Genomic DNA, 23,430 nt, shown 5'->3' with positions numbered 1-23,430 from the left:
ATCTTAAGACGACTGCAATTTTGCTAGCTGTTCATCGATCAACTTCAATCCTTCTCCAAAACTATGAGGCACATAATCCAGTCTTTCATACGCTTTATCTAATATAAAACCTGTTCTTTTCGGACGTCGGGCATCTTGCTTAAGCGCTTCTGACTTTTCTTTGCATATAAAGGAAGCATCCAAACGATAGTACGCAGCAACCGCCTCAACAATCTCGCAGATGCTGAACATGTCTTTTCCCGAGATATGATACATACCGGTAGCTTTTCGTTCAGCAATGGTCAAACAGGCCTTTGCTAAGTCTTCCGCTAAAGTGGGCATCCGCCATTGGTCATTTACCACACGGATCGACTGCCCATTTTCCAATGCATCTTTCGCCCATAACACGATATTACTTCGGCTCATATCCCGAAGAACGCCATATACCAAAATTGTACGAACAATAGCCCAAGGGCATGTTGCTTTTTGTATCAACTCCTCCGCCGCAAGCTTATGCTTGCCGTAAGTATTCACCGGGTTAGGTATATCCTCCTCTTCATAAGGGCCTTCTTCACCATCAAACACAAAATCAGTTGATAGGTGAATCAAATGAATGTTTTTACGTTCGCAGACTGCTATTAGATGAGCCACGGCAACTACGTTAACTTCATAGCTCTTTTCGGGCTCTCTTTCGCAGGCATCCACATTGGGCATTGCCGCTGTGTTGATGATAATATCCGGACGATAAGTTTCAATAGCTTTTGCCACTTGTTCATGATGCGTAATATCTAAATCAAGATACCGATAACGGGAGCTCGTCCCAAATCTGTCCGATCCTCGTGAACTTGCTATGTATTCAAACTCCGGAAACTGACCTTGTAGTAAAATATCCGTTATCTTCTGCCCCAATAAACCATTGCTTCCCGTAACCAATAATCTCTTCATGCATATATATATTTAAATGCTCCGGTAAATTGCGATAAACGCATAAACCGCCTATTTTAAAACTACTTTTAAACTTAAGACCGAAATTGGGGCTAATTGTTTAGACCCATCAAAAATATTCTTCTCGGAAGCAAACAATTCGTATGGCAAATGCAACATAAAGAACTTATTTATAAACAGTGGATTAGATTGCCAGCTCCTCAAAAAACGCATCCGGTGCTTATGAAAAGGCACATGATCAAAAGAGTCATTTTTACGAACAAAAAATCTTTTCATTTAAGTATTTGATATTCCACTAGAAAGCGTATTTTTGCAGTCCGAAATAAAGCCCTTAAATGGCAATAAATCTGTACATTATTTAAAAAAACATAGTTTCTTATATGTCCAACACCGGAAAAATAGCGCAAATAATCGGACCAGTAGTAGACGTCAGCTTTGCAGGCGGTGCTAAATTACCGAAAATTTTCGACGCATTGGAAATCGAAAAAGCAAACGGACAACGTATTGTTTTAGAGGTTCAGCAACATTTAGGAGAAGAACGCGTACGTACGATCGCCATGGATTCTACCGACGGCCTTGTACGGGGTATGCCTGTAAAAGATACAGGAGCTCCTATAAAGATGCCAATAGGCGATGACATTAAGGGCCGTGTATTTAACGTAGTTGGAGATGCCATTGACGGTATTAAAGAACTCGATAAATCAAACGGACGTCCTATTCACAATTTACCGCCAAAATTCGAGGATCTTTCTACCGAAACCGAGGTGCTTTATACCGGTATCAAAGTAATCGATTTATTAGAGCCTTATGCTAAAGGTGGTAAAATCGGTTTGTTTGGAGGTGCAGGTGTAGGTAAAACGGTACTTATCCAAGAGTTAATCAACAACATTGCGAAAGCTTATTCCGGATTATCGGTATTTGCCGGCGTAGGTGAGCGTACCCGTGAAGGAAACGACTTATTACGTGAGATGATCGAATCGGGAATTATCAAGTATGGCGACGAGTTCCTTCATAGCATGGAAAAGGGCGACTGGAATCTAGAGCAGGTCGATACCGACGCTTTAAAAGAATCAAAGGCGACTTTCGTTTTTGGCCAGATGAACGAGCCTCCCGGTGCACGTGCGCGGGTTGCGCTTTCAGGACTTACCATTGCCGAATATTTCCGTGATGGTGACGGTGAAGGAGCGGGAAAAGACATTCTGTTCTTTATTGATAACATCTTCCGTTTTACACAAGCAGGGTCAGAAGTATCGGCACTATTAGGACGGATGCCTTCTGCCGTGGGTTACCAACCAACATTGGCAACCGAAATGGGTTTAATGCAAGAACGTATTACTTCAACAAAACGTGGTTCGATTACCTCTGTACAAGCGGTATATGTACCGGCGGATGACTTGACGGATCCAGCTCCGGCAACTACCTTTGCCCACTTGGATGCTACCACTGTTTTGTCGCGTAAAATAGCCGAGTTAGGGATCTATCCTGCAGTAGACCCACTGGATTCAACTTCTCGTATCTTGAATCCTACCATCTTAGGAGATGAACACTATAACACTGCTCAACGCGTTAAGGAAACTTTGCAACGCTATAAAGAATTGCAAGATATCATCGCCATCTTAGGTATGGACGAGTTATCAGAAGAAGACAAGTTGGTAGTAGCCCGTGCTCGTCGCGTGCAGCGTTTCTTGTCACAGCCTTTTCACGTTGCTGAACAATTTACAGGTTTAAAAGGCGTGTTAGTGGATATTAAAGATACAATAAAAGGTTTCAATATGATTATGGATGGTGAGGTTGATGAATATCCGGAAGCTGCATTTAACTTGGTAGGCAGCATTGAAGATGCCATTGCAAAAGGTAAGAGACTGTTAGAAGAAGCAAACGCATAAAATGATAGTATCGCGTGTTGAACATCCGGTTCAGTACGCATGATCTAGTATATATGGAACTTAACATTATTACACCAGACCAATCAATATTCAGCGGACAGGCCCATTCTGTAACCGTACCGGGAAGTGCAGGCTCTTTCGAAATTTTGAAAGATCACGCCCCCATTATATCTACGTTAGAGGATGGAAAAGTCATTATCCGCAACAATAAGGATATCGAAGTCATTATTATTAAAGGCGGGGTGGTTGAAGTACTCGACAATAAAATTACCGTGCTTGCTGAAGGTGTTGTAACTGAAGAAAACTAGAAAAAAAGCAAAAAAGAAAGCCCGGTAGTCAATGATTACCGGGCTTTCTTTTTTACAAGTTTTTTTCCCCATTTAGCAATTTTACGAAGAAAATGGCGAGAAATTATTATGCATACATAAATATGTACCGTATACCAAATTAGGTTTTAGTCTATTTATTGACCATTTATATAGTTAGACAGCTATAATTGACAAAATAAAATTTGGAACGAAACAATATTCATAAAACAAAATATCAAATTTAATAAATCTCCACTAGCTATTGCCTTTGTAATTATAAGCTACTATTTTGGGAAAACAATATATAGTAATAAAACCTATAGTAAAACAAGGCCCGTTGGTCTATACTATTTTGCAGATCAAATAAAGAAAAATAATATATTAAGTGCGACATGCTAACTGAACAAAAAACTGAACTAAACAAGTACAGCAAAGTGTTTACACAGGACAAAACACAACCTGCTGCCCAAGCCATGCTCTATGGCATTGGCCTTACGGACGAAGACATGAATAAAGCACAAGTCGGCATTGCAAGTATGGGCTACGACGGTAACACTTGTAACATGCATTTGAACGATTTGGCACAAGTGGTCAAAAAGGGCGTGTGGGATCACGACTTGGTAGGTTTAGTATTTAATACAATCGGTGTAAGTGATGGTATGAGCAACGGAACTGATGGGATGCGCTATTCGCTGGTAAGCCGCGATATTATTGCCGATAGTATCGAAGCGATCTGCGGGGGACAATATTACGATGGCCTCATTACTATCCCAGGCTGCGATAAAAATATGCCGGGATCTATTATGGCCATGGGAAGACTTAACCGTCCATCGATCATGGTATACGGCGGAACGATTGCCCCTGGGCATTATAAGGGAGAGGATTTAAACATCGTATCGGCTTTCGAAGCACTGGGAAAGAAGATAGCAGGAACCATTAGTGAGGAAGATTTTATAGGAGTCATCAAACATACCTGTCCCGGCGCGGGCGCCTGTGGGGGAATGTATACCGCAAATACTATGGCCTCTGCCATTGAGGCTTTGGGAATGAGCCTCCCCTACTCCTCTTCTAATCCTGCTGTAAGTGAAGAAAAAAGAAAAGAGTGCCTAGAAGCGGGGAAATACATCCGCATCTTATTGGAGCGAGATATTAAACCATCCGACATCATGACCCGCAAGGCTTTTGAAAATGCCTTGCGCATCATTATTATCCTTGGGGGAAGCACTAATGCTGTATTGCATTTTATCGCAATGGGAAAAAGCGTAGGTGTTGAAATTACACAAGATGATTTTCAACGCATGAGCGATACAACACCGGTATTGGCAGATTTTAAACCAAGCGGTAAATATCTTATGCAAGATCTTCATCAACATGGCGGTATCCCGGCTGTTATGAAATACCTTTTAAACGAAGGCCTGCTCCATGGCGACTGCTTAACGGTTACCGGTAAAACCTTAGCTGAAAACCTGGAAAATGTGGAACCGATCAATTTAAAGGAACAGGCGATTGTACAAACTATCGATAATCCGATCAAACCTACCGGCCATTTACAGATTTTGTATGGCAACTTGGCAGAAAAGGGAAGTGTAGCCAAAATCTCCGGCAAAGAGGGTGAGCGCTTTGAAGGACCGGCGAGAGTGTTTGACGGTGAAAAAAATCTAATAGCCGGTTTGGCCAATGGTACCGTAAAAGCAGGCGATGTAGTGGTTATCAAAAATGAAGGCCCTAAAGGAGCTCCCGGAATGCCTGAAATGTTAAAGCCTACCTCTGCCATCATTGGTGCCGGTTTAGGGAAAAGCGTTGCCTTGATTACCGACGGTCGTTTTAGCGGTGGTACGCATGGTTTCGTAGTTGGTCATATTACACCTGAAGCCTATGATGGCGGACTGATCGGATTGGTGGAAGATAATGACATCATTGAAATCGATGCCGTCAATAATACCATCACCCTAAAGGTAGCCGATGAGATTATAGCGGAACGAAGACGAAATTGGAAACAACCTAGCTTAAAAGTAAGCAAAGGGGTTTTATATAAATATGCAAGAACCGTTTCAAGTGCGGCAGAAGGCTGTGTTACCGATGAATAAATCGGGAAGTCTGCACACGTATATAGACGGCTGACAACCGATGACTGAAAGCTGATGACTAATAACTAATAACGAGTAACAAACAACAAAAAGGACATGAATACGCTCGAAATAACAAAAGACACGCCTCAGCAAACACAGGAGGAAAAGGCAAAAACAACAAAAATTTCAGGCTCTCAAGCCGTATTGGAGGCATTTATTGCTGAAGGAGTGGACACCATATTCGGTTACCCAGGGGGTGCGATTATGCCTATTTATGACGCATTGTATGACTATAATGACCGATTGAAACATATATTGGTGCGCCATGAACAAGGTGGTATACATGCGGCGCAAGGCTATGCCCGTACTTCGGGAAAAACCGGTGTTGTCTTTGCTACCAGTGGTCCGGGCGCAACAAACCTAGTTACCGGCCTGGCGGATGCCATGATTGATAGCAACCCTATTGTATGTGTTACAGGTCAAGTATTTGCACATCTTTTGGGCACCGATGCTTTTCAGGAAACCGATGTTATTAATATTACAACACCCGTTACAAAATGGAATTACCAAGTAACGGATGCGTGCGAAATTCCAGCGGCTTTAGCAAAGGCGTTTTATATAGCAAGAACAGGCCGGCCAGGCCCTGTATTAATTGATATAACAAAGAACGCACAACTGCAATTGTTCGACTATGAAGGCTATACCTCTTGCAACCATATAAGAAGCTATCGCCCGGCTCCAATCGTTCGAAAAGAATATATTGCAGCGGCCGCAGAGCTGATTAATCAAGCAAAAAAGCCTTTTGTGCTTTTTGGTCAAGGCGTCATTTTAGGGAAAGCCGAAAATGAATTTAAGGCGTTTATCGAAAAAACAGGCATTCCTGCTGCATGGACAATTATGGGACTGAGCGCACTGCCAACTGATCACCCCTTAAATGTCGGTATGTTGGGTATGCACGGCAATTACGCACCCAATGTCTTAACAAACGAATGTGATGTCCTCATAGCCATCGGTATGCGTTTTGACGACCGGGTTACGGGGCGACTTGATAAATATGCGAAACAAGCTAAAGTGATTCATCTGGATATCGATCCGGCGGAAATAGACAAAAATGTCAAAACAACGGTACCCGTTTGGGGCGATTGTAAAGAGACCTTGCCTTTACTTACAGCATTAGTTCAAGCCAACCAGCACAGTGAATGGGTACAGAAATTCCGTGAGCTTGAGCAGGAAGAAGTAAAAGAGGTCATTCATGCTGAATTGAATCCGGGTGAAGGTGAAATGACGATGGGAGAAGTAATCAATGTGCTCAATGAATTAGCCAATGATGATGCGGTTATCGTAACCGACGTGGGTCAGCATCAAATGGTGGCTTGCCGTTATGCCCGTTTTAAACAGTCGAAAAGCAATGTTACTTCCGGAGGTTTAGGCACAATGGGATTTGGACTGCCCGCAGCTATAGGTGCTTGGTATGGAGCTCCCGAGCGCAATGTGGTAGCAATCATCGGTGACGGCGGTATTCAGATGACTATTCAGGAACTGGGTACCATCATGCAATTTGGTGCGAAGGTTAAAATTTTGATTCTGAATAACCAGTTCCTGGGTATGGTTCGCCAATGGCAGCAGTTGTTCCATGACAAACGTTATTCATTTGTAAACATAACAAGCCCCGATTACGTAGCAGTGGCTAAAGGATATTACATTCCCGGAAAACGCATAGATCAACGAGCTAACTTAAGGGAGGCATTACAAGAAATGTTGAACCATGACGGCTCTTATCTATTGGAAGTAATGGTAGGGAAAGAGAATAACGTATTCCCTATGGTACCGCAAGGAAGTAGTGTAAGTGAGATAAGGTTGAAGTAAGTCAAAAATAAAAAGTAAAAATTCAAAAATAAAAAGGTCCCCTTAGGGGGTGGTAAAAGTGAAAAAATGTCTTTTGGAGTCAACAAAATATATGATATAAAGGAAAGGACATTTCTCTTTTCGAAACAGATTATTTTGTTTGTAAAAGACACAAATTTTGACAGGACTTTTTCTTCAATCTTTGACCAGTTGGTTCGTAGTGCTACATCAGTCGGAGCTAACATAGCCGAGGGTAAATCGGGCTCATCGAAAAACGACTTTTTAAAGTTTCACATTATCGCATTAAAGTCAGCCAATGAAACAATCTATTGGCTCAAACTAATTAGAGAAACATTAAACATAGATAAAAATAAAGCAGATTCGTTGATGTTGGAAGTTGAAGAGATAGCAAAGATCCTTGCAACCATTATCTTAAAAAACAAAGCTGCATAGTTTTTAACTTTTGAATTTTACCTTTTGAATTAAAAAAATGGAAAAACAAGAATATACCATCACGGTTTACACAGAGAATAGCATTGGTATGATCAGCAGAATTGCTATCATATTTTCTCGTCGTAAAATAAACATTGAGAGCTTAAACACTTCACCTTCAGAAGTACATGGCATCCATCGCTTTACGATAGTAATCACCGAATCGGAGGAAGTAGTGCGAAAATTATGTAGACAAATTGAAAAACAGGTTGAAGTGCTCAAAGCCTATTATAATACCAATGACGAGGTCATATGGCAAGAGCAGGCCTTATATAAGGTTCCCACCAGTGTGGTAACTGAAAAAGCGCCTATTGAACGCTTATTACGTGAATATGGTGCACATGCTGTAGTGATCCGAAACGACTACACCGTATTTGAAACTGCGGGACATCGCGAGGAAATCGATAAGTTAACCGAAGCCTTAGCCGAATACAATTTAATTGAATTTGTTCGGAGCGCGCGCATTGCCATCATTAAAGATAGCGAAGGATTCCACAAGAAATTAAAGCAATTTGAACTGGCAGAACCAGCAGAAGAAATTGTTGAGAACGAATACCTTGATAAGCAGGATAAAGTCTTTACGATGTAGTTATGGCAATAAGCAGTATCGACATAGCCCTCCAGGTAAGAAGGAATTTTATTGAGTTGATGGACAATATGACCATCGGGGAACTTAATACCATCCCTTCGGGATTTAATAACAATATTGCTTGGAACTTCGGGCACATTGTAGTGAGTCAGCAAAAACTTTGCTATACACTATCCGGCTTGCCCATAAAGCTAGATGAACAGTATATGCTTAAGTATCAAAAAGGTTCAAAACCTGAAAAATTTATTGATCAGGATGAAATTGACTACTTGAAGGAACAGGCTTACACACTTATCGATGAGTTGCTGGGGGATTTAGAAGCAAGCATTTTCCATAATTTTAATCCCACTAAACTACATTTCGGTCTCGAACTAAAAGGTATAGAAGACGCGATCAATTACTTTCAAAACCATGATGCATTACATCTAGGCTTTGCTACAGCTATAAAAAGAGCGATAATAGGAGAAAAACAAAAGCTATCGGCTAATGCCTAACAGCTAAAAACGTTATAAAATCAAAACAGTAATCGTCAAACATTAGATAAAACAATGGCAAATTATTTTAACACCCTACCACTCAGAGAGAAATTGAACCAATTAGGCGTTGCCGAATTTATGGACATCCGTGAATTTACGGATGGCGTGAGCGCATTAAAAGGTAAAAAAATCGTTATTGTGGGCTGCGGTGCTCAAGGCCTAAATCAAGGGCTTAATTTAAGAGATAGTGGACTTGATGTTTCATATGCGCTTCGTAAGGAAGCAATCGAACAAAAGAGAGATTCATGGAAAAACGCAACCGATAATAACTTTACGGTGGGTACTTATGAGGAACTTATCCCTACAGCTGATCTCGTCAGTAACCTAACGCCCGATAAACAACACTCTTCCGTTATTGATGCTATTATGCCTTTAATGAAGGAAGGTGCTACCCTATCCTATTCACACGGCTTCAATATTGTTGAAGAAGGAAAGCAGATCCGCAAAGATATTACGGTAATCATGGTCGCTCCGAAATGTCCAGGCTCAGAAGTTAGAGCTGAGTACTTACGTGGTTTTGGTGTGCCTACGCTCATTGCCGTGCATCCGGAGAACGATCCTCAAGGTAAGGGCTTAGCTGAAGCTAAAGCATACTGTGTAGGTACCGGTGGTCATAAAGCCGGCGTGTTGCGTTCGTCATTCGTAGCGGAAGTTAAATCAGATTTGATGGGTGAGCAGACCATCTTATGCGGGCTTTTACAAACCGGTTCGATCTTATCGTTCGACAAGATGGTAGAAAAAGGGATTGAACCCGGTTACGCCTCAAAACTAGTGCAGTACGGTGTCGAAGTAATCACAGAAGCATTAAAACAGGGTGGTATCACGGCTATGATGGATAGGTTAAGCAATGTAGCTAAAATCAAAGCATTTGAGGTTTCTGAAGAACTTAAGAACATTATGCGTCCATTGTTTCAAAAACACCAAGATGATATCATGAGTGGCGAATTCAGCCGCACCATGATGGAAGACTGGGCGAACGGCGACAAAAACTTATTGGCTTGGCGCGCCGCTACAGGTGAAACAGCCTTCGAAAAGACGCCTGCAGGGGATGTAAAAATTGGAGAACAAGAGTATTTTGACCATGCCGTATTTATGGTTTCTTATATTAGAGCAGGCGTTGAATTAGCGTTCGAAACCATGGTGGAAGCGGGTATTAAACCGGAATCTGCTTATTACGAATCATTGCATGAAACACCGCTTATTGCCAACACCATTGCCCGCAAAAAGCTATTCGAAATGAACCGCGTCATTTCCGATACTGCTGAATATGGTTGTTATTTATTTGATCATGCTTGTAAACCATTGTTGGCTGATTTTATGAAAACCGTTGATACAGACATCATCGGCAAAAACTATAATGATGGCAAAGATGGAGCGGTTGATAACCAAGAACTAATTGCTGTTAATGAGGCTATCCGCAACCATCCGGTAGAAAAAGTAGGTGCAGTATTACGGAAAGCAATGACTGCCATGAAGGCTATTAAAACAGTGTAAAAAACATCCGGGCCGGTTTTGGAGTTAACCGGCCCGGACAATTTCTAATGTACATAAACAGGCCGAGTTGGCACTTAGTTGCAAAAAAGGCTTGATAGTATAAAAAACCAGTTTGTATAAGTTTGTATTAAAACAACGACACCATATTAAAAAGGCATTCCAGCCCATTCGGCTATGATTAATCCCTTCGTCCATATTACCCATTTAAGTCTTCAATATGCACATGATGTTATATTGGATCAGCTCAATTGGCAAATCCTCCAGGGAGAGCATTGGCTTATTGGTGGAAAAAGTGGTTCGGGAAAAAGTTCATTGGGAAAAGCGCTCGCTGGACTTGAAAAAACAAGTGGCGATATGCAATTCTTTTTCAATAAATCTTCCGCCCTTCCCGCCCGAGTACTGTATGTATCTAACTGGTATCAGTTTACCAACCTGGAAGGCGATCGCAATTTCTACTATCAGCAGCGTTATAATAAACAACAACGCAATGATACCTTGACGGTATATGCTGAATTAATGCATTATGCCAAAGAGGAAAGCCTAGCGTTTGAAGAAGTTGAGAAATACTTAGATCTTTTCGATTTTATCGATTTCAAAAATACGCAGCTCATCGAACTGTCCAGTGGAGAGCATAAAAAATTACAATTGATAAAAGCACTCTGGCTTAAACCGCAACTGTTAATTATTGATGAACCGTATACCGGATTAGATAAAGCGTCGCGCAAAAAGCTAAATCACTTTTTGGAAGAGTTGGCTGAAGCAGGTGTACAGTTGATTCTTATCACAAACGATGAAAACATACCAAACTGCATCAACCGATTTGCGGAAATTGAAAATGGAAAGTTAAAACACCTATCTTCTATTCAAAATTTATCCAAAGATGTGGCTCGCGAACAAAAGCCTTTACCGCATTTCCTTCAAGAAGAGCCGAGGGAATCGGCCGATATTTTCGTCCATATGGAAAACATCCATGTTCGATATGGCGAAAAAGAAGTATTAAAGAATATCAGTTGGACAGTACGTAAAGGCGAAAAGTGGCTTCTGCAAGGGCATAACGGCTCAGGTAAGTCGACCTTGCTCAGTCTTATAAATGGCGATCATCCACAAGCGTATGCAAATGAGATCCATCTTTTTGGCAACAAGCGAGGAAGTGGAGAAAGTATTTGGGATATTAAAGCTCACTTAGGTATTGTTTCGCCTGAATTACATTGGTACTTTGATAAAACTGCGAAAGTGTGGCAAGCGATCGCCTCCGGCCTGTACGATAGTATTGGTTTATTTCGACAGCTAAACTATGAACAACAACAGCGGGTTACCCAGCTATTAGACTTCTTTGAGTTAACAACCTGTAAGGACCGCCTGTTAACAACCTTGCCTTTAGGTAAACAGCGACTTGTTTTATTGGCTAGAACCGTCATCAAAAATCCGTCGCTATTGATATTAGATGAGCCCTGCCAAGGCCTGGATTACGCGCAGACCGAACATTTCAATGCAGTTGTGGACGAACTTTGTAGCTTTGGAAAAACATTGATTTACGTTGGTCATTACGAGACACAACTACCGAGCTGTCTGAAAAACAAAATTGTACTAGAGAAAGGTGAAATAAAAACAATACAAAAGATAGCCGCATATGCTTAGAAAGATGGAACAGACCGTTATTGTCAACCATATACAGCTATCCTAAATATATAGTAGAAATAAAAAAGACCCAGTATGTTACATAATCCTAATCACTTATACATATTCGACACCACGCTTCGTGACGGAGAACAAGTCCCTGGTTCACAATTGACCACGCCCGAAAAAATCATTATCGGTGAAGCACTTCAGGCTTTGGGAGTGGATATTATTGAAGCAGGTTTTCCGATTTCCAGTCCGGGTGATTTCCAAAGTGTAGTTGAATTATCAAAGGTTGTACGCGAACCGATCATCTGCGCTTTAACCCGCGCAAATAAAGGCGATATTGATTGCGCAGCAGAGGCTTTAAAATATGCGAAACGGCCCCGTATCCACACCGGTATCGGGGCATCTGACATGCATATTAAATATAAATTCAACAGTACCCGTGAAGCGATTCTTGAGCGTGCTGCGGAAGCGGTGAAATATGCTAAACAATTTGTAGAAGATGTTGAGTTTTATGCGGAAGACGCCGGAAGAGCAGACAATGTATATTTAGCTCAAATGATCGAGGCAGTGATCGCTGCCGGTGCAACGGTTGTCAATATTCCTGATACCAACGGCTATTGCTTACCTGAGCAATACGGTGCTAAAATTCGTTTCCTAAAAGAAAATGTTAAGAATATCGATCAGGCGATTATCTCCGTCCATTGTCATAACGACTTGGGCCTTGCTACCGCTAATAGTCTTTCGGGAATTCAAAATGGTGCTCGGCAAGTCGAATGCACAATAAACGGCATCGGTGAGCGTGCAGGTAACACCTCTTTAGAGGAAGTGGTCATGGCACTCAAAACACACTATCAAACACTCGGGTTCCAGACCAACATTAACACCAAACAATTATATCCGCTTAGCACGATGGTAAGCCGCATGATGCGTATGCCTGTGCAAGCTAACAAAGCTATTGTAGGACGTAACGCCTTTGCACACAGCTCCGGCATTCACCAAGACGGAGTACTTAAGCACCGCGAAAATTACGAAATTATCAATCCGGAGGATGTTGGTATAGATCAGTCAGAGATTATCCTTACTGCTCGTAGCGGACGGCATGCACTTAAACACCATTTAGAACGCCTCGGGTATACTATTGATCGCATCGATTTGGATCAGACCTATCAGCGTTTTCTCGCACTTGCCGACGAAAAGAAGGAGATTAAGGATGATGATTTGTTGCGCTTAATGGGTGATGAGGCAGAAACCAATTTTAAAAACGGCGTTACTATCAGTTCTCTGCAAGTTATAACCGGTGATCAAAGCGATCCGCAAGCGATCATTAAACTGAACTACAAAGGTACCGAACGGGAAGCAACGGCATCTGGTAACGGCCCGGTGAGTGCTACCATTAAAGCCATCGAAAGCATTATTGGAAGCCATAATGAAATCAAGGAATTTAATATACACTCTATTCATGGAGGAAGTGACGATGTAAGTAAAGTAGATATGCGTGTTATCCATGATAATCAATCCTATATGGGATATGGATTCAGTACCGATATCGTAAGAGCATCGGCTAATGCTTATCTGGATGCATTAAATAAGTTTGTGTAAATTAGCTTTTTCCATTATCATCGGAGTGAGACGAAACAGAGACGAGAAAGCGATAAACTGAGCAGTACTAAATAGCAAGAAAAATTAAAATCTAACTAAATAAAAATGAGCAAGACGTTATTTGATAAAGTGTGGGACTCGCATGTAGTACGAAAGATTGAGGGCGGTCCCGACGTGTTATTTATCGACCGTCATTTAATCCATGAGGTTACCAGTCCGGTGGCCTTCTTAGGGCTTAAAACCCGTGGTATTAGCGTATTATATCCGGAGCGTACATTTGCTACCGCCGACCATAACACGCCAACTATTAACCAACACCTTCCTGTGGCTGATCCGCTTTCAGCCAATCAGTTAAAGGCATTGGAAGAAAATGCCAATGCTTACGGTATTAGACACTGGGGGCTTGGCCACCAAAAAAATGGTATTGTACATGTGATCGGACCGGAAAACGGAATTACACAACCTGGTGCGACCATTGTATGTGGTGATTCGCATACGTCTACACACGGAGCCTTCGGAGCCATTGCATTCGGCATCGGTACCTCAGAAGTAGAAATGGTATTGGCCTCACAGTGTATCATGCAGCCGAAACCCAAAAAGATGCGCATTAACGTAACGGGTTCTCTTAGTAAAGGCGTTACACCTAAAGATGTTGCCTTATTTATCATATCTAAATTAACTACCTCGGGTGCTACCGGGTATTTCGTTGAATATGCGGGTGAAGTTTTCGAAAAGATGAGCATGGAAGGCCGTATGACCGTATGTAATTTAAGTATTGAAATGGGCGCAAGAGGCGGCATGATTGCCCCGGATGAAACTACGTTCACTTACATTAAAGATCGGGAGTTTACGCCAAAAGGTGAAGCATGGGATAAGGCCATGGCCTATTGGAAAACCTTGAAAACAGACAGTGATGCGGTATTCGATAAAGAGTTTACCTTCGACGGCAGCAGCATCGAACCGATGATCACCTATGGAACAAACCCCGGTATGGGAATCGGTATTTCCAATCATATTCCGGATGCGTCTGAAGTAGAGGGCGGTGTGGCCACTTATGAAAAGTCCTTAGGTTATATGGGCTTCCATGAAGGGGAATCCATGATTGGTAAAAAAGTAGATTATGTTTTTGTAGGTAGTTGTACAAATGGACGTATCGAAGATTTCAGAGCTTTTACCTCTTTAGTTAAAGGAAAGAAAAAGGCAGAGGATGTTACCGTATGGCTTGTGCCTGGTTCGCATATCGTGGAAGAACAGATTAAAAGAGAAGGACTATTGGATATCCTGACAGAGGCTGGATTCACGTTGCGCCAACCTGGCTGTTCGGCGTGTTTAGCAATGAATGATGACAAGGTGCCGGCCGGTAAATATGCGGTAAGTACTTCGAATAGAAACTTTGAAGGGCGCCAAGGTCCGGGTGCACGTACCATGCTCGCAAGTCCGCTTGTAGCAGCAGCTGCCGCTGTTACTGGTGTTGTTACCGATCCAAGAACTTTAATTTAATCTCTATGGCTTACGATAAATTTAATATATTGACAAGTACAGCGGTTCCACTTCCAATCGAAAATGTGGATACCGATCAAATTATTCCTGCACGTTTTCTTAAAGCAACTAAACGAGAAGGCTTTGGCGACAATTTATTTCGTGATTGGCGATATAATTCGGATAATACTCCCAAAAGTGATTTCGTTTTAAACAATCCTATTTACGGTGGTAAGATTTTGGTGGGCGGAAAAAACTTCGGTTCCGGTTCTTCGCGCGAACATGCTGCCTGGGCTGTTTACGACTATGGTTTCCGCTGTGTGGTATCTAGCTTCTTTGCGGATATCTTCAAGAACAACTGTCTTAACATCGGCGTGCTACCCGTACAGGTAAGTCCTGAATTTCTAGAAAAGATCTTCAGTGCTGTTTTTGCCGATCCGAAAACTGAATTGGAAGTGAATCTTCCGGAACAAACCATTACCCTTTTGCCAACTGGCGAAAAGGAGAAATTTGATATTAGTCCCTATAAAAAGGACAACTTATCAAATGGTTTTGATGATATTGATTACCTCCAGAATATAAAAGGAGAGATTCAGGACTTTGCTTCGACACTGCCGTTTTAAAGTTTCCAGTTGTGGGTTGTCAGTTGCGAGCGATAAAATAGTAACGGTAGCCGTTGCCGTAGCGGTGACAGTTGCAGTGGTAGTGGCACCTCCGGGAGGCAAGCTTTTTTACTTTGATAGGCGTTAACAGTTGGCGTTTAGGTATTAGATGTAAAACCGGCACGCCTGACAGACTTTTTGAATTTTTACTTTTGAATTTTTAATTAAAAATAAATGAAAAGGAAAATAGAAATAATGGACACCACTTTGCGTGATGGTGAACAAACCTCGGGTGTGTCTTTTTCTATTTCAGAGAAATTAACAATTACACAATTATTATTGGAAGAATTGCTGGTAGACCGAGTTGAAATTGCATCGGCGCGTGTTTCTGAAGGAGAGTTCGAAGCGGTAAAAACAATAACTAGTTGGGCTAAGGAAAACGGATATCTCCAAGCTATTGAAATATTGACTTTTGTAGACAATGGTATTTCTATTGATTGGATGTTGAAGGCAGGTGCAAAGGTGCAAAACTTACTTACCAAAGGGTCTTTAAATCATCTCACTCATCAGCTCAAAAAGACACCTGAACAACATTTTGCCGAAATCGCTGATATTATCGCATTAGCAAGTAAAAAGGGCATTGACACCAATGTGTACTTGGAGGACTGGAGCAATGGGATGAAAAATTCACCTGAATATGTATATCAATATTTAAATTTTCTCTCCAAACAGCCTATAAAAAGGATACTATTGCCTGACACGCTTGGCGTATTGACACCGAGTGAGACCTTTCAGTATATCGCAGAGCTACGGCATAAGTATCCGGACCAACATATCGACTTCCATGCGCACAATGATTACGACTTAGGGACGGCCAATGTACTGGAAGCAGTGAAAGCGGGGGTGAATGGCTTACACTTAACAGTAAATGGCATGGGTGAAAGAGCCGGTAATGCACCTATGGCCAGTGTCGTAGCAGTAATGAACGATTTTCTTCCGGATGTAATGGTTTCCGTTAAAGAATCTGCGATTTATAAAGTCAGCAAGCTAGTTGAAACCTTTTCAGGCATCAGGATTCCTGCAAATAAGCCAATCGTCGGCGAAAACGTATTTACGCAGACTGCAGGTATCCACGCCGATGGTGATAATAAAAATAATCTTTATTTTAACGACCTACTGCCCGAACGTTTTGGCAGAAAACGCAAATATGCGCTCGGCAAAACTTCCGGTAAAGCTAACATCGAAAAAAACTTGCAAGAACTCGGATTAAAGCTTAATCAGGAAGACCTGAAAAAAGTCACACAACGAGTTATTGAGTTAGGTGATAGAAAAGAAACCGTCACTAAAGAAGATTTACCCTATATTATTTCCGATGTACTAGACAGCAATCTATATGAAGAAAAAGTGAAGGTGGAATCATATGTTTTGACGCATGCAAAAGGATTACGTCCATCGGCTACTATCGCTGTCTGCATTGATGGTAAAACAATGGAAGAGCATGCGCAGGGTGATGGACAATTCGACGCATTTATGAAGGCCTTGGCTAAAGTATACGCAAAAAAGAACCTGCGTTTACCAAAGCTAGTAGACTATACCGTTCGTATCGCACCAGGCAGTAGCTCAGATGCGCTATGTGAGACCATTATCACTTGGGAAACTGGCAGTCGAACCTTTGTAACTCGAGGTCTCGACTCGGATCAAACCGTCTGTGCCATCAAGGCGACACAAAAAATGTTGAATATTATTTAGTGTGCTTAGATATAAGTATCAAGACATAAGACACCTGCCTGACGGCAGGCAGATAAGTAGTAAGACAAGAGCCATCGGAGTTTTGACCATCCCTACGGGAGGCAGGTTCTTTAATTATTGATATCTTGTTTGTTTCTTAAAGCATCAATGAGCCCCTCAGGGTTTTTAATTTTTACTTTTGAATTTTTACTTTTTAATTAACACTATGAACTTAAATATCGCTCTTCTAGCAGGAGATGGAATTGGCCCGGAAGTTATCGACCAGGCCGTAAAAGTAGTCAATGCAGTAGCAAAGAAATTTAATCACCAAATCAACTGGACAGCAGCGTTAACAGGTGCTGCGGCAATTGATGCGGTCGGCGAACCTTACCCGGATGAAACCCATGCGGTTTGTATGGCAGCGGATGCGGTGTTATTCGGTGCGATTGGCCACCCCCGCTTTGACAATGATCCAAAAGCTACGGTACGTCCCGAACAAGGCTTGCTTAAAATGCGCAAAAAACTAGGCCTATTTGCTAATGTTCGCCCTACGTTTACCTTTCCTTCCTTAATCGATAATTCTCCGTTAAAAAGGGAGCGCATTGAGGGTACTGATTTAGTGATTTTACGCGAATTGACCGGTGGTATTTACTTTGGTGAAAGAGGACGCAAAGATAATGGCGATACTGCGTTTGACACCTGTACTTATACCCGTGAAGAAATTCAACGTCTTGCCAAGTTGGGCTTCGAAATGGCGATGGGCAGGAGAAAAAAACTATGCTGTGTAGATAAAGCCAACGTATTGGAAAGCTCTCGCTTATGGAGAGAAACGGTACAGGATATGGAAAAGGACTTTCCGGAAGTAGAAGTAAGTTATGAATTCGTTGATGCCGTTGCCATGCGCCTCGTACAATGGCCCAGTTCGTATGATGTCATTATAACAGAGAACTTATTTGGCGATATTTTAACGGATGAAGCTTCCGTTATCTCGGGATCTATGGGCTTAATGCCTTCTTCGTCTATCGGTATTCATACCTCCCTTTTTGAACCGATTCATGGTTCTTACCCGCAAGCTGCAGGAAAAGATATTGCTAATCCACTTGCTACTGTATTATCAGCTGCCATGATGTTCGAAGACGCCTTTAATTTAAAAGAAGAAGCAGCAGCCATTCGAGCAGTAGTCAATAAATCGCTAGCCGAGGGGATTGTAACAGAAGACTTGGCAGGAAAGAATAATAAAGCTTATAAAACCAGTGAAGTTGGCGACTGGTTGGCAGCGAATATTTAAGCGCTTGCCTCAAAAAGATACCAGATTTGTCATTATTTTGACTGCTCTGGTATCTTTTTTAGTAATACCGATGAAATGGATTTAACATTAAACTATAAAACGGCAACCACCCGTTTAAGCGGCGTAATAAATCGCACCCCGCTGGTATACCACCCCAGGCTTTCGGAAAAATATGCTTGTCACGTTTATTTAAAACGGGAGGATTTACAACTGGTAAGATCCTATAAACTTCGCGGGGCTTATAATATGGTAAGTTCGCTAAGTGATGACCAACTTAAACGGGGCGTCGTATGCGCCAGTGCGGGTAACCATGCGCAGGGCTTTGCCTACTCTTGTAATAAGTTAGGCGTGAAAGGGGTGGTTTTTATGCCGGAAATCACTCCAAAACAGAAGGTAACGCAAACGACCATGTTTGGGAATGGACAGATCGAAATTGTGCTCGTAGGTGATACGTTTGACGATTGTTTAAAAGAGGCCCTCGCCTACACTGCCGCCAATAACATGACCTTTATTCCTCCGTTCGATGACTATCGTGTTATCGAAGGACAAGGCACCGTGGGGGTCGAAATTTTGGAAGATCAGCCTGATATCGATATTGTAGTTATACCGATTGGAGGAGGAGGCCTTGCCGCGGGAGTTGGAAATTATTTAAAAAGCGAAAATCCTGCCATCAAAATCTTAGGTGTGGAGCCGGCCGGTGCCCCTTCCATGACGGAAGCATTAAAAGCGGAGCAACCCGTAACACTCAGTGAAATCAATCGCTTTGTAGATGGCGCTGCTGTTAAACGGATTGGTGAGTTGACATTTCCGCTCTGTAAGGAGATCCTAGAAAAAGTAATATTGGTTCCAGAAGGAAAAGTATGTACGAACATTTTGAAACTTTACAATGAAGACGCCATTGTTGTAGAGCCTGCAGGAGCGCTTTCAGTAGCAGCTTTGGATTTCTGTAAAGAAGATATAAAAGGCAAAACAGTGGTCTGTATCATTAGCGGAGGCAACAATGATATCGATCGGATGGCAGAAATAAAAGAGTTATCCCTTTTATACGAAGGCCTCAAACATTACTTCATCGTTCGTTTTCCGCAACGTCCCGGTGCATTGAAGCTGTTTGTAAACGAAGTATTGGGACCTCATGATGACATCACCCGTTTTGAATTCATCAAGAAAACAGAGCGCGAAAGAGGACCTGCACTTGTAGGTATCGAACTTCATAAAGCAGAAGATTATGATGCTTTGTTGAGCCGCATGCGTCAACATCGTTTTGATTTCAAAGAAGTTAATACCGACCAGACTTTGTTTGAGTATTTGATATAAGTTTAACTAATTAGCCAATGTGATAATTAGCCAATGCGATAATTGGCTAATCGGCTAATTAGCTAACTAAATAGTGAATACTACTCCCCCATAGCATACTTTATGCCGCCCAAGAGATGTTTCCGAAAATCCACCTCATCATAACTTTCTTTCGTGTGTCCCAAGCCTGTATAGAAAGCTCTTCCACCATCATAGTTATGATACCAGGCAATAGGATGATTATCTCCATTTTTACCACCTTCATAGCTGGTTTCATCCAGTTTCATTAATACTTTTGTATCTGGATTTATATCTTTATAATTGTACCATTCATCCCATCTGCGCCAAGTATCTGCTAAATGTTCAGTAGCTGGATGATTTTTATCCAACACCAATAGGGTTGCGTCCTGTTGCTTTGGGTGACTCAGAAACCATGCTCCCACCAATTTGTTATACCACGGCCAATCATACTCGGTATCGGCTGCTGCATGGATCCCCATAAATCCTCCACCTTGCTGTATATAATGCTCAAATGCCGTTTGTTGTGCATCATTTAAGATATCGCCTGTTGTACTTAAAAAAACAACTGCCTTATATTTTTTCAAATTATCTTCTGTAAAAACGGAAGCATCTTCTGTATGTTCTGTAGCAAAGCCATTATCTTCGCCAAGTTCTTCGATGGTTTTCGCCCCCTTTTCAATGGAGTCATGCCTAAATCCCGCGGTTTTTGAAAACACGAGTACCAGCGGTTTCACTTGCGAATGGTCGATATTCTTTTCCGATTTACAAAAGGAAAAGCAAATACCCGCAACCCAAATGAGGGCGAAGATAGATGCATAACGTTTTAGTTTCATAAGTTTTATAAAGTTATTAATCAGTTAATAAAAACATCCCTTGAAGACAGAGCATCCCGAGGGGTCTCACGAGTCCTCTCGGGAGCCAAGCTTTTGACTTTTTAATTATTGATATCTTGTTTGTTTCTTAAGGTATCAATGAGCCCTTCGGGGTTTTGACTTTTTAATTCAATAATGAACGATAATAATCCAAGCTTTCAAAAATTTGTTCTTTTTGAATATATAGGTCAAAATCGCAACTTCCTATTTTATTTAGAAGCGCAAAACCAATTTTATCACCGGTGTTCTTTTTATCATTCAGCATATAAGTATATAAAAACTCATATATGGCTTCGCCAAATGAATAGCTTGGGAACAGATGCATGATATAGCTTCGGATCTCGTTCAACGATTCCAGAGACAACCCGTTATGACGATGAGACAAATAAGCTTCACAGATCATGCCTACTGCAATTGCTTCGCCATGAAGCAAAGGAAAGGAGTCGTTTGCTAAAGAATAACTTTCAACCGCATGTCCAATTGTATGCCCAAAGTTTAAAATCTTTCGAAGTCCTTTTTCCGTTGGATCCTTTGTAACAACATCATTTTTTATGGCAACGGAGCGGTAAATATAATCCTCATCCAATTCTTTTAAATCAACTCTTTGTAACTCTCCAAAATAACCCTGGTCATAGATCAACCCATGTTTTATCATTTCAGCAAAGCCAGAAACCATTTGCCGTTCGTCTAAAGTAGCTAAGAAGTCGCTATTAATAAGTACCGCTTTTGGCTGTGTGAACGTGCCAATAATATTTTTTACCCCATCCATATCAATTCCGGTCTTCCCCCCTACCGAGGCATCGACTTGCGATAATAAGGTTGTAGGTATTTGAATAAAATCAATTCCTCGTTTAAAGGTCGACGCAGCGAAACCACCGATATCCGTTATAACCCCTCCCCCCAGATTAATGAGTAAGCTCTTTCTGTCAGCACCAAAATCCAAGAGCATTTTCCAGATACCGATACAGAAATCAATATTTTTATTCTCTTCTCCCGGATCAATTTCTATTAAATCGTATGCCGTTAATTCCGGCATCAACGATGTAAACACGGGCAAGCAGTGCTCGCTGGTATTACGATCGGTTAAGATAAAAATTTTGGAATAAGTGTTTTTATTTAAAAATTCGCGCAAAGCGTTGAACTGTCTCTCAAAATATACGGAATAAGTATTACTTTTTATTTCTTTGATCATTTTTTAGCCTTTAGGGGTTAGGGTTTAGGTATCAGCAGTGTTATTCTAACTGCTAACTGCTAATACCTAACAGCTAATTCACCACTATTTTATATTGTAAAAACTCAATGACATCACCCTTTCTAACTTTATAGCGCTTCCTAAACTCCGTGACGCCATTACAGCTCACGAGCCCCTCACTTACAACAGCTTGTGCTTCTCCACCGTTCTCCACTACATTGACAGCCTTTAGCAATTGAATAAGATGGATATATTCACTATCAAGTGTAAAATTTATCATAAACCAAACCTACATAAAATTCTTAGATGAAAGCAAACGAAAATAACATTTTCTGCTATTAAGCCATCGATTTTTTCTCTAAGTTTGCTCCATGATTTCGCCATCAAAAGAACCACAATCTGTTGCCGCGAGTGATCTTACTTTCGACAACACTGAAATCGCTTTTCGCAGTAAAAGCAATGCCGAATTAAACAGAGCTTATTGGCTGTTTAAAATTATTTCCAGTAATTTTTTGACTAAAGTAGGTCCTCCGGTAACGAACTTTGCGCTTAATATCGGCCTACCTATTACAAGTCTCATCAAGAAAACGATATTTGAACATTTCTGTGGCGGAGAAACAATTGAAGGCTGCGAAAAAACCATTCAACAATTGGCTTCTCAACACGTTGGAACCATCCTCGACTATTCGGTAGAGGGTGAAGAAAGTGAACAAGCTTTTGATCACGTGTTGGCTGAGACCATTCGCACGATCGAGCGCGCTAAAAAGGATACAAACATTCCGTTTTCCGTTTTTAAAGTAACGGGCCTGGGCCGCTTTGATTTGCTGGCGAAGGTAAATGCAGGCGAACCATTGACGGAAACAGAAGCGGCTGAATTTGCACGTGTAAAAAACCGGGTGGAAAAAATATGTGCATTTGCACATCAAGCAGGCGTTGCCGTGTTAGTCGATGCCGAACATTCCTGGATACAGGATACCATTGATGACTTGGCTAGAGACATGATGCGAAAATACAATACGGAAAAAGCAATCGTATACAACACCTATCAGCTTTACCGCCACGATATTTTGGCTGCGTTAAAGGCAGATGTCTACTTAGCTCAAACTGATAATTTTTATGTTGGGGCTAAGTTAGTGCGTGGCGCCTATATGGAAATTGAACGAAAGCGAGCTGAAGAAAGGGGCTATCCATCCCCCATACAACCAAATAAAGAAGCCGCTGATCGTGATTATAATGAGGCTATCCATTTTTGTTTGGACAACCTTGATCGAATAGGTTTTATGGCGGGGACACACAACGAAGCCAGCAGTTACCTCCTAGCAACGGAATTAGATAAAAGAGGAATCTCGAGGAACGATCGTCGCGTATATTTTGCTCAATTATTGGGCATGAGTGACAATCTTAGCTTTAATTTATCCGCTGCCGGATACAATGTGGCAAAGTATATGCCTTACGGGCCGGTAAAAGCGGTAATGCCCTATCTCTTTAGACGAGCACAGGAAAATACATCCGTTGCCGGACAAACCGGCCGCGAACTGAGTCTTATCATAAAAGAAAAAAATCGTAGAAAAAAATAGCCGATGGGAC

20 protein-coding genes are annotated in these 23,430 nt (G+C 41.6%); 16 read left to right on the top strand and 4 right to left on the bottom strand.

Going from position 1 to position 23,430, the window contains the following annotated elements; translation table 11 throughout:
• Positions 1-3 precede the first annotated feature (3 nt).
• Entirely contained in the window at positions 4-924 is a 921-nt protein-coding gene (locus ACH11B_RS12340) for an SDR family oxidoreductase (protein WP_377612490.1), read from the bottom strand.
• A 380-nt stretch (positions 925-1,304) separates the two neighbouring features.
• Here ACH11B_RS12340 and atpD point away from each other — a divergent pair, with 380 nt between their 5' ends.
• From atpD to ilvA, 15 genes are all read left to right on the top strand, one after another.
• On the top strand, positions 1,305-2,810 hold the full coding sequence (gene atpD, locus ACH11B_RS12335; protein WP_013665568.1) for a F0F1 ATP synthase subunit beta: 1,506 nt from the start codon (positions 1,305-1,307) through the stop codon (positions 2,808-2,810).
• A 53-nt stretch (positions 2,811-2,863) separates the two neighbouring features.
• Positions 2,864-3,118: an ATP synthase F1 subunit epsilon gene (gene atpC, locus ACH11B_RS12330; RefSeq protein WP_041387300.1), complete on the top strand. Its 255-nt coding sequence runs from the start codon at positions 2,864-2,866 to the stop codon at positions 3,116-3,118.
• 392 nt (positions 3,119-3,510) lie between these two features.
• The gene (gene ilvD, locus ACH11B_RS12325) at positions 3,511-5,205 is read left to right on the top strand and encodes a dihydroxy-acid dehydratase (RefSeq protein ID WP_013665566.1); all 1,695 of its coding nucleotides are present in this window, start codon (positions 3,511-3,513) and stop codon (positions 5,203-5,205) included.
• A 96-nt stretch (positions 5,206-5,301) separates the two neighbouring features.
• The gene (gene ilvB, locus ACH11B_RS12320) at positions 5,302-7,053 is read left to right on the top strand and encodes a biosynthetic-type acetolactate synthase large subunit (protein ID WP_377612492.1); all 1,752 of its coding nucleotides are present in this window, start codon (positions 5,302-5,304) and stop codon (positions 7,051-7,053) included.
• Between the two features lie 66 nt (positions 7,054-7,119).
• Positions 7,120-7,485: a four helix bundle protein gene (locus ACH11B_RS12315; protein WP_149105323.1), complete on the top strand. Its 366-nt coding sequence runs from the start codon at positions 7,120-7,122 to the stop codon at positions 7,483-7,485.
• Positions 7,486-7,522: 37 nt separating this feature from the next.
• Positions 7,523-8,113 (top strand): acetolactate synthase small subunit, encoded by a 591-nt coding sequence (gene ilvN, locus ACH11B_RS12310; protein WP_013665563.1) that lies wholly within the window; start codon positions 7,523-7,525, stop codon positions 8,111-8,113.
• Between the two features lie 2 nt (positions 8,114-8,115).
• Complete coding sequence (locus ACH11B_RS12305) at positions 8,116-8,607, top strand: DinB family protein (protein WP_130856414.1); 492 nt, start codon at positions 8,116-8,118, stop codon at positions 8,605-8,607.
• 54 nt (positions 8,608-8,661) lie between these two features.
• On the top strand, positions 8,662-10,143 hold the full coding sequence (ilvC, locus tag ACH11B_RS12300) for a ketol-acid reductoisomerase (RefSeq protein WP_013665561.1): 1,482 nt from the start codon (positions 8,662-8,664) through the stop codon (positions 10,141-10,143).
• 174 nt (positions 10,144-10,317) lie between these two features.
• Positions 10,318-11,781 carry an ATP-binding cassette domain-containing protein gene (locus tag ACH11B_RS12295; protein ID WP_377612495.1) on the top strand — a complete coding sequence of 488 codons (1,464 nt, stop codon included), beginning with the start codon at positions 10,318-10,320 and terminating at the stop codon, positions 11,779-11,781.
• A 75-nt stretch (positions 11,782-11,856) separates the two neighbouring features.
• Positions 11,857-13,368 carry a 2-isopropylmalate synthase gene (locus ACH11B_RS12290; protein WP_377612497.1) on the top strand — a complete coding sequence of 504 codons (1,512 nt, stop codon included), beginning with the start codon at positions 11,857-11,859 and terminating at the stop codon, positions 13,366-13,368.
• Positions 13,369-13,473: 105 nt separating this feature from the next.
• Positions 13,474-14,868: a 3-isopropylmalate dehydratase large subunit gene (gene leuC / locus ACH11B_RS12285; RefSeq protein WP_377612499.1), complete on the top strand. Its 1,395-nt coding sequence runs from the start codon at positions 13,474-13,476 to the stop codon at positions 14,866-14,868.
• Between the two features lie 5 nt (positions 14,869-14,873).
• Positions 14,874-15,470: a 3-isopropylmalate dehydratase small subunit gene (gene leuD, locus ACH11B_RS12280; protein WP_013665557.1), complete on the top strand. Its 597-nt coding sequence runs from the start codon at positions 14,874-14,876 to the stop codon at positions 15,468-15,470.
• Between the two features lie 213 nt (positions 15,471-15,683).
• Positions 15,684-17,198, top strand: a complete 1,515-nt coding sequence (locus tag ACH11B_RS12275; protein ID WP_013665556.1) for an alpha-isopropylmalate synthase regulatory domain-containing protein — start codon at positions 15,684-15,686, stop codon at positions 17,196-17,198.
• Between the two features lie 205 nt (positions 17,199-17,403).
• A complete protein-coding gene (gene leuB, locus ACH11B_RS12270; protein WP_013665555.1) occupies positions 17,404-18,465 on the top strand; it encodes a 3-isopropylmalate dehydrogenase in 1,062 nt (353 codons plus the stop codon).
• A gap of 75 nt (positions 18,466-18,540) precedes the next feature.
• Positions 18,541-19,779, top strand: coding sequence for a threonine ammonia-lyase IlvA (ilvA, locus tag ACH11B_RS12265; protein ID WP_013665554.1), 1,239 nt, complete (start codon positions 18,541-18,543; stop codon positions 19,777-19,779).
• An 80-nt stretch (positions 19,780-19,859) separates the two neighbouring features.
• Here the strand turns inward: ilvA and ACH11B_RS12260 are convergent, their stop codons facing one another.
• The 3 genes from ACH11B_RS12260 to ACH11B_RS12250 all read right to left on the bottom strand — a co-directional run bounded on the left by ACH11B_RS12260 (position 19,860) and on the right by ACH11B_RS12250 (position 22,123).
• Positions 19,860-20,612, bottom strand: coding sequence for a ThuA domain-containing protein (locus ACH11B_RS12260; protein ID WP_377612502.1), 753 nt, complete (start codon positions 20,610-20,612; stop codon positions 19,860-19,862).
• Between the two features lie 163 nt (positions 20,613-20,775).
• On the bottom strand, positions 20,776-21,843 hold the full coding sequence (aroB, locus tag ACH11B_RS12255; protein WP_377612503.1) for a 3-dehydroquinate synthase: 1,068 nt from the start codon (positions 21,841-21,843) through the stop codon (positions 20,776-20,778).
• Between the two features lie 73 nt (positions 21,844-21,916).
• A complete protein-coding gene (locus tag ACH11B_RS12250) occupies positions 21,917-22,123 on the bottom strand; it encodes an RNA-binding S4 domain-containing protein (protein WP_377612505.1) in 207 nt (68 codons plus the stop codon).
• Positions 22,124-22,214: 91 nt separating this feature from the next.
• Here ACH11B_RS12250 and ACH11B_RS12245 point away from each other — a divergent pair, with 91 nt between their 5' ends.
• Positions 22,215-23,420, top strand: coding sequence for a proline dehydrogenase family protein (locus ACH11B_RS12245; RefSeq protein WP_013665550.1), 1,206 nt, complete (start codon positions 22,215-22,217; stop codon positions 23,418-23,420).
• Positions 23,421-23,430 lie beyond the last annotated feature (10 nt).

The organism is Olivibacter sp. EAT-5, assembly GCF_044784325.1.
GTDB classification, from domain to species: domain Bacteria; phylum Bacteroidota; class Bacteroidia; order Sphingobacteriales; family Sphingobacteriaceae; genus Olivibacter; species Olivibacter oleidegradans.
Note: the sequence above shows the minus strand (reverse complement) of the source record. Positions and strands in the feature narration are given on the sequence as shown.

What these genes read in the sequence shown, in the direction of transcription:
- ACH11B_RS12305 (WP_130856414.1), top strand. Translation starts at nt 8,116, where the DNA reads ATGGCAATAAGCAGTATCGACATAGCCCTCCAGGTAAGAAGGAATTTT.
- leuD (WP_013665557.1), top strand. Translation starts at nt 14,874, where the DNA reads ATGGCTTACGATAAATTTAATATATTGACAAGTACAGCGGTTCCACTT.
- ACH11B_RS12245 (WP_013665550.1), top strand. Translation starts at nt 22,215, where the DNA reads ATGATTTCGCCATCAAAAGAACCACAATCTGTTGCCGCGAGTGATCTT.
- ilvB (WP_377612492.1), top strand. Translation starts at nt 5,302, where the DNA reads ATGAATACGCTCGAAATAACAAAAGACACGCCTCAGCAAACACAGGAG.
- leuB (WP_013665555.1), top strand. Translation starts at nt 17,404, where the DNA reads ATGAACTTAAATATCGCTCTTCTAGCAGGAGATGGAATTGGCCCGGAA.
- atpC (WP_041387300.1), top strand. Translation starts at nt 2,864, where the DNA reads ATGGAACTTAACATTATTACACCAGACCAATCAATATTCAGCGGACAG.
- ilvN (WP_013665563.1), top strand. Translation starts at nt 7,523, where the DNA reads ATGGAAAAACAAGAATATACCATCACGGTTTACACAGAGAATAGCATT.
- ACH11B_RS12275 (WP_013665556.1), top strand. Translation starts at nt 15,684, where the DNA reads ATGAAAAGGAAAATAGAAATAATGGACACCACTTTGCGTGATGGTGAA.
- ACH11B_RS12290 (WP_377612497.1), top strand. Translation starts at nt 11,857, where the DNA reads ATGTTACATAATCCTAATCACTTATACATATTCGACACCACGCTTCGT.
- aroB (WP_377612503.1), bottom strand. Translation starts at nt 21,843, where the DNA reads ATGATCAAAGAAATAAAAAGTAATACTTATTCCGTATATTTTGAGAGA.
- ACH11B_RS12340 (WP_377612490.1), bottom strand. Translation starts at nt 924, where the DNA reads ATGAAGAGATTATTGGTTACGGGAAGCAATGGTTTATTGGGGCAGAAG.
- ACH11B_RS12295 (WP_377612495.1), top strand. Translation starts at nt 10,318, where the DNA reads ATGATTAATCCCTTCGTCCATATTACCCATTTAAGTCTTCAATATGCA.
- ilvD (WP_013665566.1), top strand. Translation starts at nt 3,511, where the DNA reads ATGCTAACTGAACAAAAAACTGAACTAAACAAGTACAGCAAAGTGTTT.
- leuC (WP_377612499.1), top strand. Translation starts at nt 13,474, where the DNA reads ATGAGCAAGACGTTATTTGATAAAGTGTGGGACTCGCATGTAGTACGA.
- ACH11B_RS12260 (WP_377612502.1), bottom strand. Translation starts at nt 20,612, where the DNA reads ATGAAACTAAAACGTTATGCATCTATCTTCGCCCTCATTTGGGTTGCG.
- ilvA (WP_013665554.1), top strand. Translation starts at nt 18,541, where the DNA reads ATGGATTTAACATTAAACTATAAAACGGCAACCACCCGTTTAAGCGGC.
- atpD (WP_013665568.1), top strand. Translation starts at nt 1,305, where the DNA reads ATGTCCAACACCGGAAAAATAGCGCAAATAATCGGACCAGTAGTAGAC.
- ACH11B_RS12250 (WP_377612505.1), bottom strand. Translation starts at nt 22,123, where the DNA reads ATGATAAATTTTACACTTGATAGTGAATATATCCATCTTATTCAATTG.
- ilvC (WP_013665561.1), top strand. Translation starts at nt 8,662, where the DNA reads ATGGCAAATTATTTTAACACCCTACCACTCAGAGAGAAATTGAACCAA.
- ACH11B_RS12315 (WP_149105323.1), top strand. Translation starts at nt 7,120, where the DNA reads ATGTCTTTTGGAGTCAACAAAATATATGATATAAAGGAAAGGACATTT.